General features: G+C 59.9%; 7 protein-coding genes and 8 pseudogenes. 4 read left to right on the forward strand and 11 right to left on the reverse strand.

Annotated elements, in window-relative coordinates:
* Window positions 1-564: 564 nt before the first annotated feature.
* The 11 genes and pseudogenes from DUT91_RS23640 to DUT91_RS23680 all read right to left on the reverse strand — a co-directional run.
* Window positions 565-1,710: pseudogene (locus tag DUT91_RS23640) on the reverse strand (IS3 family transposase).
* An 83-nt stretch (window positions 1,711-1,793) separates the two neighbouring features.
* Window positions 1,794-3,628: pseudogene (locus tag DUT91_RS27320) on the reverse strand (TrlF family AAA-like ATPase); the annotation flags it as partial.
* 230 nt (window positions 3,629-3,858) lie between these two features.
* Complete coding sequence (locus DUT91_RS23650; protein WP_114442867.1) at window positions 3,859-4,098, reverse strand: hypothetical protein; 240 nt, start codon at window positions 4,096-4,098, stop codon at window positions 3,859-3,861.
* 18 nt (window positions 4,099-4,116) lie between these two features.
* Entirely contained in the window at window positions 4,117-4,476 is a 360-nt protein-coding gene (locus DUT91_RS26945; protein ID WP_245419968.1) for a nucleotidyl transferase AbiEii/AbiGii toxin family protein, read from the reverse strand.
* Window positions 4,368-5,000, reverse strand: a complete 633-nt coding sequence (locus tag DUT91_RS26950; protein ID WP_245419966.1) for a nucleotidyl transferase AbiEii/AbiGii toxin family protein — start codon at window positions 4,998-5,000, stop codon at window positions 4,368-4,370. Before DUT91_RS26950 ends, DUT91_RS26945 begins: the two co-directional genes overlap by 109 nt.
* A complete protein-coding gene (gene ltrA / locus DUT91_RS23660) occupies window positions 4,993-6,507 on the reverse strand; it encodes a group II intron reverse transcriptase/maturase (RefSeq protein ID WP_114442868.1) in 1,515 nt (504 codons plus the stop codon). The genes DUT91_RS26950 and ltrA overlap by 8 nt, the downstream gene beginning before the upstream one ends.
* Before the next feature lie 618 nt (window positions 6,508-7,125).
* Window positions 7,126-7,369, reverse strand: a pseudogene (locus DUT91_RS23665) (nucleotidyl transferase AbiEii/AbiGii toxin family protein); the annotation flags it as partial.
* Window positions 7,370-7,400: 31 nt separating this feature from the next.
* Window positions 7,401-7,550, reverse strand: coding sequence for a hypothetical protein (locus DUT91_RS26955; RefSeq protein ID WP_245419970.1), 150 nt, complete (start codon window positions 7,548-7,550; stop codon window positions 7,401-7,403).
* 9 nt (window positions 7,551-7,559) lie between these two features.
* Window positions 7,560-8,032: pseudogene (locus DUT91_RS23670) on the reverse strand (DUF6088 family protein); the annotation flags it as partial.
* Between the two features lie 322 nt (window positions 8,033-8,354).
* Window positions 8,355-8,623: pseudogene (locus tag DUT91_RS26960) on the reverse strand (phospholipase D-like domain-containing protein); the annotation flags it as partial.
* A pseudogene (locus tag DUT91_RS23680) lies at window positions 8,622-9,036 on the reverse strand (NADP-dependent oxidoreductase); the annotation flags it as partial. The pseudogenes DUT91_RS23680 and DUT91_RS26960, both read right to left, overlap by 2 nt.
* Window positions 9,037-9,061: 25 nt before the next feature.
* On the opposite strand from DUT91_RS23680, the pseudogene DUT91_RS26965 reads away from it, so the two are divergent.
* The 4 genes and pseudogenes from DUT91_RS26965 to DUT91_RS23690 all read left to right on the forward strand — a co-directional run.
* A pseudogene (locus tag DUT91_RS26965) lies at window positions 9,062-9,181 on the forward strand (IS110 family transposase); the annotation flags it as partial.
* Window positions 9,182-9,615: 434 nt separating this feature from the next.
* A pseudogene (locus tag DUT91_RS27325) lies at window positions 9,616-9,755 on the forward strand (ABC transporter substrate-binding protein); the annotation flags it as partial.
* A gap of 254 nt (window positions 9,756-10,009) precedes the next feature.
* Window positions 10,010-10,714, forward strand: coding sequence for an outer membrane protein (locus DUT91_RS23685; RefSeq protein ID WP_114442869.1), 705 nt, complete (start codon window positions 10,010-10,012; stop codon window positions 10,712-10,714).
* A 183-nt stretch (window positions 10,715-10,897) separates the two neighbouring features.
* The coding region (locus DUT91_RS23690; RefSeq protein ID WP_147272262.1) for a transposase at window positions 10,898-11,059 on the forward strand (162 nt) is incomplete at its 3' end.

An 11,059-nucleotide genomic window follows, 5' to 3' on the forward strand; every position in this document is an offset into this window, starting at 1 on the left:
GGGATGCATGTTCGGATTCATGGGCCAGAACCATACGCACAGCGCGGCCGCGGACTTCCGGTGAAAACTTGTTTGTCGTCTTGCTCATATCGGCTCCACTGTCTCACGAGTTGGAGCCTCCGGCAAACCCGGGGCGGTTCATTTTCTAGAAGGTCAAGCTCCCCGCGCGAAAAGCCAAGCGTTCGCCGGTCGAGGAGCATTGTCGCTGCAGCGGGCGATCCGGGATCGATACAGCCGAGAAGGCGGTAACGGCAGGGTCTGGTGCGATGGCTGAGTTCTGTATGGAACGGCAAGGCGCCGAGACCGTAGCGCGCACTCAAGGATCGAGGATGTGCATCCTCGGACGCATGCGGCTGGACGACCTCGTCGAGCGACCCTGCACGGCCCGGAACACGCGAGCCCAGCCGATGACCGAGCCGGCCTAACTCGCGGACGATCGAGTCGGCGTCCGCGCCTTCGCTACTGTGACGAGACCAGCCGCGCTCCGCCAGCGAGCCGAAAATCTGTCGAGGAACGGTGACAGCGATGTCGCTTTGGCCTGCTGCCGGTTTTTCGGACACCGAGTTAGGCTAATCTCACCTTGTTTTCAAATTCCATCGGGCTGAGATAGCCCAGTGTCGAATGCCGACGCTTCGGGTTGTAGAAGCGTTCGATGTAGTCGAATACGCCCGCCTTTGCATGGTCTCTGGTTCTGTAGACCTTGCGTGCTGTCCTTTCCGTTTGAGTGATGAGAAGAAGCTTTCCATCGCGGCATTGTCCCAAACATTGCCGGACCGGCTCATCGAGCAGGTGATGCCGTGATCGGCCATGAGGCGCTGGAACTGCTCGCTGGTGTATTGGCTACCCTGGTCCGAATGATGCAACAGCGCATCCGGCTTGCCTCTGCGCCAGATAGCCATGATCAGCGCGTCGGTCACGAGTTGGGAGGTCATGCTGTTGTTCATCGACCAGCCAACGACACGACGAGAGAACAGGTCGATGACGGCGGCCACATAGAGCCAGCTCTCAGCCGTCCATAGATAGTAAAATCGGCCACCCATTTCTGGTTCGGCTGATCCGCTTCGAACTGCCGGTCCAGCACGTTCGGCATGATGACCGGGCGCTCACCGCCATCTTTCGGCAGCCCGCGTCGCCTCGGCCTGGCCCTCAGAGCATTTTCGCGCATCAAGCGTTCGATGCGATGCAGGCCGCAGAAGAAGCCTTCGGCGAGAAGGTCGTGCCAGACACGCCCGGCACCATAGGTACGGTCACTGTCTTGGAAGCTGTCCTTGATCTTGTCGAGCAGAACCTCATCTTGCCTGGCATGTCGGCTCGGAGAACGGTTGAGCCAGGCATGGAAGCCAGAACGAGAGACCCCCAGCGCTTCGCAGAGCCATGCCACCGGCCAGATCGAACGGTGCTTTGCAACGAACGCGAACTTCATATCACGTCCTTCGCAAAGTAGGCGACGGCCTTTTTTAAGATATCACGCTCCGCCTTCAGCTTTGCAACTTCCTTGCGCAGCCTCTCGATCTCAAGCTGCTCAGGTTTCATCTGTCCGTGGCCGGGAAAAGCCTGCACAGGGTCGGAGCCATATTCCCTGACCCATTTACGCAGGACGTTCTCGTGAACATCCAAATCGCGGGCTGCCTGCGCAGCACTGACGCCCCGCTCTCGCACCAACTTCACCGCCTCAAGCTTGTACGCGCGGCTGAACTTCCTTCGTTGCATTCATGCGCTCCAGTTTCATTGGAAACACCTTAACTCGGCGCCCATGAAACCGGCAGCAGGCCACGTATAGCCATCTCGCTGTCCTATCGGTCGAGGCGGACACGAAGACGCCGAGCGCGCTCGCGGAAAGCGGCTTCACCACCTTCAAGAATGTCGCAAACCGCCTTGCGGATTGCCGCGTTCTCCAGCCCGCCCGCCACATAGCTGATCGGCGGCAGACCGCCCGAGGGATGCGGTCCTGCTTCGGCGACGATAATCTGATCCGCGTCGGTGTTGATGACGAGGCTGGCGTTGTGCGTAACCATGATCACCTGGCGCTTCGCCTTCGCGGCGATGAAGAGCGCGACAAGCTCGTCGAAGACGGACTTGGGATCGAGATTCTCTTCAGGTTGGTCGATGATCAACGGCCGATCATCGGAGTCGTCGAGCGCCAGATAGAGCAACCGAAGCACGATGCCTCGCGTGCCGGGCGAGAGCTTGCGGATGTCCACCCCGTCATAGGAAATCTCGTATCGGACGGTGATGTGGTCGGTGCTGAAAGCCAGTGCGCGAACTGCTTCGACCAGGCTCGGAAATCGGCCTGCTGCGTCGGCGCGTAAGGCGCATGCGACAGCAGGTCCCGCAAGTATTTCGCCATGAAGGCGGTCATGGCCGCCTGCACCTCGACCGCCGTTCCGGTCTCCCATGCAGACTTCAGCGCCGTGGCTGCAGCAATGAGCGAACCGCGCCCATAGAAGGGGCCGGTCTTGCGTCGGTCGAGAAGTTCTTCCTCTGCGATGGTGCCCCAAGCCTGGACATCGGCGATCCTGCGGACGGAGAAGCTGAGCTTCTTCAGCGTGCCCGAGGATGCAGCTAGGCGTGCCATCAGAGGCGCATAAAGGCCGGCCAGCGCATTCTGCTCGTTGATGATCGCCTCGAACACCCGGCCGTAGGTGTCAATCCGCTCGGTCTGCAGGTCCTTCCGTCGTGCGGCGGCACCCTGCGCACCGGTAAGACGGGTTTCGAGGGTTTGAAGGGCGGAATTCTCCTGTGCGATGCATCCGGTCAGTGCCGCATATTGCTCGCGCACCAGCTTGTCGGCGTTGAACAACGCTTCCGGGCGCGTCATCTCGGCGGCGATCGGCGCAAGCGGTAGCGTCGAGACGTCGGCAGTGTCGGCGATCAGTGCGACGTTCGGATCGCCAGGCAGTGGTAGGCTCTTATCGACGTCCCCTTTGTAGATCAGCTGGAAGTCCTCCCACTGCTTCGCATCCAGGCCGCTATTGGCGTGTCGCGCCTGTGCTTGGCGGAGTATTTCAGGCGCTCCCTCGCCCGCATGCTGCGGACCTCGTCCTGCAAGGCGACGAAGGTGCGGCGCTGATTCCCAAAGTTCTGGATTTTGTTCCTGAGTTTTTGCGCCGCCTCGCTGAGCTGGGTATGGCGTGCAACCTGAACTTCGGTACCCTTGACGACGAGCTTCGCGCGATCGGCCGTATAGTCGGCGATAAGCTTGTTCTTCTGCCCGACCTGGGTGGTCAGCGAGGCCACGAGGCTCTCTTTTTCGAACTCGGTCGCGATGCGATCCGAAATGTCGGAAATCGCCTCGGCCTCGCGCTCGCGCGCCTGCTGAAACCGTGACGTCTGCTGGTCGCGCAGCTCGGCGAAGTCGAGCGCCCATTCGCGATCGTCCTGCGAGTGGGACGCGAAGATCACGCGCTCGATTTCCTCGATCAAGCCGTCAGAGACGCCTTTTGCCGAGCAAAGCTCCTCTACGAATTGCTGGGACAAATAGCGGGTTCGTGGAAACGACATATGGCCGTTGGGGTCGGCGCCATCGACTGCGCGCGTGACCGTCGCGCCTCCGCCCCAGGTCAGCGTTGTCGTCGCGTCCCCGATCAGCCGGCGCGCGCGCCAGGAAGGACGGGCTGACGTTCTCGTCCACCAAGCGTCGGCGGCATCGCCGCAACCTGCTGTGCCGGCACCCTGGTGCTTTCTACCGTCTGAGCCGGCGTCCTCGGGCCGAAGCAACTCCACATATGCCCCCTGCGCTTCGGCCGTGAGCCCGGTCACATCCCTTACCGCACGCTGCATGCAGAACCGCCTAGCTGCCCGAAGCTCTCGCGTTCGGCAGCCTCCACCCCAACTGCGGTCTTTCAGAGCTCGCCTCAATCACCGAAGGAGTACGCCGTCGATATGAATATTGCGCGAGATCTTCACCCAACCAGGATTCATTCGGACGCCGCTTCTTGGATTTGCGCGCAGATAGTTCGCCACATCGTCCAGAGTCATGAGAGCCACCGGGTGCACATTCGAGTCGAACTGGTGGCAGGCAAACGCACCGTCGGCTCCGCGTTCGACGCGGTTCTTCACGACCCCGGCGACCATGCGTTCTATTCTGGCGACCGGCATGCCTCTCTCCCCCGAACGTCAGCTTGCTAACTCATTCAGACGGCGCTCGATCTCCAATGCGGATGAGAGCACTTCATCGAATGCGGGCGCCGCCCCGAAAATCATCGCGGTCGTGTTGGCATAGTCATCCTTAAGCGACCCGATCATTCCATCGACCGGTCCGATGGCGAATGTTCCAGGAGCGGCCGAGGCCAGATTATAGTCAGGTCGATCGAAGAACATCCGTGCGTGCCGAACACAATCGGCACCCAACTCGAGATCCGCAAGCGCTACTTGACCGACCTCCGAATTGAGAAGGCAATGTAGGTCGTAATAGTGCCGCGACACGCGCTGCCCTTCCTGCCTAAGGACGCTACGCCGCTCGTACCAGCAGCGCAGGTCATGCGCGATAACCACCTTGTTCGCGTGGCTTCGACGGTGGTGACGTCGGCGACGGCCAGGTCAAGTGCCGCGATGTCTTCGGCGATGTAGGGGCGTATCGTGACGGCCCGGTTTGGATCGAGTGCTGATTTCGCGCCGGATTCAATTCGAACGGCCGGTCGCACATAGGCGCCGTCGCGTGGCTCGACCTCGGGATACCAGACCAGAAGTGTCTGCCCGTCAGGATCGGCCTCATCGATCTCGATCCGTCCGGCTCCGTCGGTGGCATCGGCGAGCTGATCGGCAAGAAATTCCCGAAGCGGATCGGTGATGTAGGCGCGGCAGGCGTCCCGGATGGCGTCGAGCCTGGCGCGGCGCTTCTTGTTGGATAGCGCCTCCAGCTCCTCTACTGATGCCGCCTCGTGGAGATCATCGCGGAACACGGTGATGTGAAGAGTAGGTGGCGAACGCGGATGCCGCCTCACGGCGGCCCGTTTCTCACCACCCCTCGCAGAACCGGACTTGCACCTTTCGTTATGCATCCGGCTCGCCAGAAGACGTGGCGAAGTGTGGCGTTCCCATCCATGCGAGACGGAACCGACCGACGGGGGTCCATGCGAGTATATACTGCTCGACAGAACCGTCGCGCCACAGCCGAACCGTCGATCGACGGCTGCTGCGTTGTCGGCCTTTTGCAATCTCGCCTGCGTTGGCTTTTGGACGAACCTTGCGCTGCCAACGCCAGAGCCTATCCCCGGCGTACCAGTCGAGACTGGTAAACACGTTGCTCGCTCCGAAGCAGAAACGGAAGTAATTCGCCCACCCACGCAGGATTGGGTTGAGCTCCTGAAGCTTGGCGCCAAGGGTGCTAACGGTGCTGCTACGCCCCGTGCATTCCTTGACCTTACGACGAAGATCGCGGGATTTGGCCTTCGGTATAAGCACGCGTGCGCAATACCCATAGCGTTTGTCCCATTGCATTACGAAGCGGAACCCGAGGAACTCGAACCCGTCCGTCATGGCTGTGATCTTCGTCTTTTCCGGTGACAACTCGAGGCCTGTCATCTCCCGTAGGTAATCCGCCAGCGCAGATTTCTCCGCGATAGCCTCTTCCTGCGTACCGGAGACCAGCACCACAAAGTCGTCCGCATAGCGTATGGGGAAGCAGACGCATCGTCCTGCTTTGCGATCCCACATACGTCTACTCGATGCCGCCGAGAGTATCGATTGTCGGGAGAACCTCCCCGTCGGATCAGGATGCACCCACCGTCTATATCTCTCCTCAATCGCGCTGAGCGCAATGTTGGCGAGCAGCGGTGATATGATCCCACCCTGCGGGGTTCCGGCTTCCGTACGGAAGAACTGCTCCTCCGCCAGCACACCGGCCTTCAGGAACTGCCCGACCAACCGTGCCACCCGCTGGTCGGCGACGCGTTTGCGTAGCCGTTCCATCAGATAGTGATGGTTGATATTGTCGAAGCAGCCCTTGATGTCTCCCTCGATGACCCACGGATATGGCATCCCGTGCCGCCGGGTATCCCCGCCGCGCTTATGCGACTGGGCTGCCCTGCGGATATGCTCCAAGGCGCCATGCGTGCTCCGTCCGGGTCTGAACCCATAGAAAACACGCCAGAACTGCGCCTCGAAGATTGGCTCCAGAAGTGCTTTGACCGCGCTTTGGACGACGCGGTCCTTGATCGTGGGAATGCCCAAGGGCCGGAACTGCCCCGGTTTACCGGCTTTGGGGATGAGCTTGCGCCTCGCCGGACTTGGCCGGTATGCGCCCGAGCGCAATTCGGCCTGAAGCCTGTCGAGGAAGCGTTGCTCTCCCTTTTTCCGGATGCGTCCCACGGTCATCCCGTCGACCCCGGCTGTGCGACCGCCCTTATTGGACGACACACGGCGCCAAGCATGATGCAACATGCGCGGGTCTGTCAGCCAGCCCCACATGTCCCGCCATTGATCGTCGGGATTCGCCTTACTCCACTGATACAATCTGCGCTGAACGCCGAGTACCCAAGCTTCATCAGCTCGATGATCCGTGTCCACAGATCACTCCTCCGTCATGCTGACCGATCGTCTTCCTGCCTCCCTTCGCCATGTGCCCGGCTTTCCCGGGCTCCGACTACTACGGAGGCTCCGCCCTTGAACACGCCCGTCTCCGGTCGTCGCGGCTAGCCCGGTTCCTGCCGGGCAGACGGTCCAAGTTCCCGTGTTCCGATTTTCAACCTTCGTGCCTGTAGGTGGTGCGCTATACCCCTGGCGATGCGGAGAATGGGTTGGAGGAGCCTGCCCACTCCGGGTGCGTATTTCTCGCACCCCTCAGCAGGGAACATTGAGCCCTGCCATGTCTGACCGCGCTGCTTGTCTCCCCCGCCATCACGGTTGGGAGACTTCTCGGATATATACAGAGGCTTCAACCACGCACTTCGTTGTCTCACCATGAGCACTGCGGTAGCCCGGCCCGGTAGTGATGGCGCCCGTCCGGTACAGTTCAGACCGATCTGCTTATGACACCGGACCGGCGACACCCGGTTCAGCTTTTCGGTCCCCTTCCTCTCGTTGCTCCCACGAGAGGGACGGCATTGCAGCCGTCGGTCGAAAATCAGCAAAGCTAGGAGGGTTTCAACTATGTCATACTACCCTCCCGCGCCGTCACGGCGCACCGATATCTTCCGAGAAGCGTTCAATCAGACCGTAAGCTTTTGAGAGTGATGTGCCGCCTTTGAAGAGGAGGCGCGGCGCGCCGGCAGGGCCTTTCGTGGTAGAGTGCGTTCAAGGTCCAGCAGACCCAGAAATCCTTTTCGATGTTGCCAACCGGCGCCCCGAGGCGGTTGGCGGTCGCAAGAAACAGATCGAGCCGGTCCCGCGCGGGTGTGCCAATGATCTGCCTGTAAGCGGCTGTACTCACTGCTGCACCGCCTCGGCCTCAGAGGGCGTGATCAGTCGCGCAGGAATTCCTGCATCCAGATCGGCAGGGCGGAGAGACCGGCGCGCAGGTCGTCGCGGATCGCCTTGCCGTGTTTTGGATCGGCAAACAAGCGACGCAGCACTGCTTGAATACGCTCGCGCTCGCTGTCCTGGGTCAGCATATCCTGCAGCCAATGCAGGGCCTGGACGACGCGCATCGCGGGCCGGTCGGCCCAGTAGAGCCGGCTCGGTGCGGCGAACTTGAAGTGGATCTCCTGGTTGCCCAGTTTGATCGGTCTAGCCGTGCATCGACCAGCGCCGCGATGCGCGCGGGCACAGCCGTGGTAAGTCCGAGATCGTTGGCAGTGGTCATGCCGTCGATAACAGCGCGCGCCTGGTCGCGACGGGTGACGGCACGGATCACAGCGCGGTAGTCAGGAACAGCGGGGCGACCGGTCAGCGTGTTTTTTCGCGGCCGGTCATAGAGCCCATGATCGACGCGGCGCAGTTCACCGGCCGCAGCGAGACGCTGGAGCGTCTTGTCGATGGCATCGCGGCCGCCGAGATCGGCGAAGTCACCTGGCGTCCAGACCTCATCAGGTTGGGAGGCGACTCGAGCCAGCAGGCGAGAGCGTAGATCGGTAGCTTTGGCCAGATTCATCATGTCCGAAATATGCTACATTCGGACATGTCAAGTGAAGTCCGAAACATGTTACAATCTTCGGACAAACCGTTACCGGCGAAGCCCTCACAGAAATGCTTACTGTTTCCTCGCCTCCCGTATGAAACGGTTCTTAGCGTGCTTGCTGACGGAGCGGAGCACACGCAGGCGGTCGCGAACCTGTTCGTAGATTTCGGTGACACCAGACATTGCAAGCGTTACTGCCAGACCAAATGGAATCAATTCATCAACCGCTGGTCCGGTATCGGGCTCACGTTGAACCGTCAGGGACTGCGATCACACAGAGACCATGAAATGGGCGCGGTCACTCGCATTCGGCTTCGAACCTTTCAAGCAACGCCGTCGACAGATTCGGGCCCTCCAGATAGAGGCGATTTCATCCAGTGGATTGTCCTCGAGACCTGACTGCGAACCCCAGTTCAGACTGCTGACGACGACATGGTCGCTGTCCCAGGCCAGAAACTTCGCGTGCAGCTGCGGTTCGGCCACGCCGGTGAGTTCGACTATGCCATTGAGCCGTTCTCGGTGCTTCGTTACGTGGCCGCGTTTCACCGGGCCAGAACGGCGCGAATACGCCCCCCGAGCCAGCATGGATGAGAACTTTCTGGCCGTTTTCGCAGACCAGCTCGCTCGACCAGCACCTGCCAGGCCGTCAGCCCCACCAGAGGGATCGAAGCCGCTTCCTCCATGGTGAGGTTTTTTGGCTTCAGCGCCACGTCGGCTTCGTTCACGGCAAGGGATTCCGCGAAAGTCCCGACCCGGCCATCATGTGCCCGGGCATAGACCTCGTCGCCTTGCTTGAATTGCCGCACTTTCGATCAGACCCGAACCACGGTTCCGGCCACGTCATGTCCCAGGATGAAGGGCGGGCGATAGGGCAGGATGAGCTTGAACTCTCCATCCCGGATCTTGGAATCCAGAGGATTGAGCCCGGCCGCGTGGATCTCGACCAGAACATCGTCATCCCGCAACGCCGGCTCCGGCACGTTGCCGAAGCGCAGGGCGCCCTTCCGGGAACGGATAGGCTTCAAAAGAGCCGCCGTGGCTGTGGCGCGCAAACTTGCGGTGATCATGCACACAATGCTGAAGACTGGTGAGTTCTTTAATCCGAATGCGGGAGCCGCAACCTAACCTGCATAGCGTTCAACGTCTGAACGCCGAAACGTCCCTGCCGGACGTGAGCCGAGCCATTCCGTTGATGGGGTTGCATCGCTGTCTCAGCTGAATGCGTCGTCCACATTGAAGGCTCGTTCCGCGGAGCTCCATCATGCAGCGGCTAATGTCGACCGCGAAGACAACCATGCACCCGGCAATGTCGTTTCAACATCAGAATGCTTCACAGCCCACGTGCGATTAGACGGCCCCATCTCTTGGAGATACCGCTCATACCCATAGCCTTGATCAGATCATCAAAGCCGCGCCCGAAAGGCCGGCTGAAATCCTTCAAATAATCACAATACGCGCATGAGACCCCGCTCGGGCTACGCCCTACCACGAGTCTCATGCGCGCGCCAAGGTGGCCGACTTTTGCGCCGCCGCGTGCCGGTCTTTACTCCGCCGTTGACACCGTCGAGAAGAACCCTGAATATTGGGATGCAGCCGATGTAAAGCTCGACAAGGTCATCTTCTATCCCATTGACGACCAGGCGCTTCAGTCCGCCGTTTCGAAGCGAAGGAAACGGATATTGTCTCTGGCTTTGCCGCCTGCTTCGAAAGCACATCTCCTTTTGGCTTCCTGCGTTGGAGCGGAAGGAGCTTAACGTTTCGGGCATTGTCCCCGGTTATCCGCTTTGTGAAATAGGGGCGATGGCGCCCCTATCAGGACATCTAACGATTGGTTATTTTGGGCACCCGCTGGATGTGCTGCACCTGTTTCACTTCCAGTTCAGTTTAGTCCAGATAAGCGGCTAATTTATCGGTAGGTCTCGGCTTGCCACCCCCAGTATTGAAGGTAATCCCATGATAAGATTTTTCGTCGTAACTTCCGCAATCACACTATATGCCGCAACCAGCGCTCATGCAGCGGACGCCGTTATGGTTCAAGAGCCTGCCCCGGCATATGTGGAAAAATCGGCTCCCGTCTTCACCTGGGCGGGGGCATATGGCGGTGCCCAGGTGGGCTATGGATGGGGTCAATCCAATTATAAGGGCACTTTGTCTGCCGAGATGAAACCGACCGGCTTCCTCGGCGGCATCTATGCCGGCTACAATTTCGAAACCGGCAACAATGTTGTTCTCGGTGTCGATGCCGATGTCAACTATGCCAATCTTAAGAAAAGCCGTGAAGGAAGCGACGACTATGATGGCGTTTCGGGCTCCCTTGAAAGCCAGCTGCGCTGGGAGGGAGCGATGCGCGCTCGCGCCGGCTATGCGGTTGGCCGCTTCCTGCCCTATATTGCTGGTGGTGTCGCCTTCGGCCAACTCGAGACCAGCGGTAGTCTTACAGTCGTCGGTTTGGGAAGTAGGAGCTTTAGCGAAAAGAAAACCCGCGCGGGTTGGACGGCGGGCGCCGGTGTTGATTATGCCGCGACTGACAATGTAATCCTGCGCCTCGAATATCGCTATACCGATCTCGGCGGCAAGGAATATAGTATGGACGGCTACAAATACAACGCCGACTTCAAGTCGCATGGGGTTCGTCTCGGCGTCGCCTATAAGTTTTGATCGCAATCGCAATACTGACACGAAAGCCTTCCCAATTTGAACTGCCCCCTGAAAGTTGGACAGCTTTCGGGGGGCATGCCACAGAGCCTGACCTGCCACGGGTGATCTGCCCCCTTCAAACTGGACCAGTTAAGGTTAGAGTTTTCCGGTGGCTTTTCCTGGCTGGGAAAGGAACGGAAAGCGATGAAGGCATCGCAGTTTTCGGATGCTCAAAAGGTATTCATCCTGAAGCAGGGTGATGAAGGTATGCCGGTTGCGGAGATCTGCCGGAAGGCGGGAATCAGCCAGGCAACCTATTTTAACTGGAAGAAGAAATACGCGGGCATGTTGCCGCCGGAGATGAAG

The sequence above is a fragment of the Paramesorhizobium salinisoli genome (genome assembly GCF_003335045.1).
Classification (GTDB): Bacteria; Pseudomonadota; Alphaproteobacteria; order Rhizobiales; family Rhizobiaceae; genus Paramesorhizobium; species Paramesorhizobium salinisoli.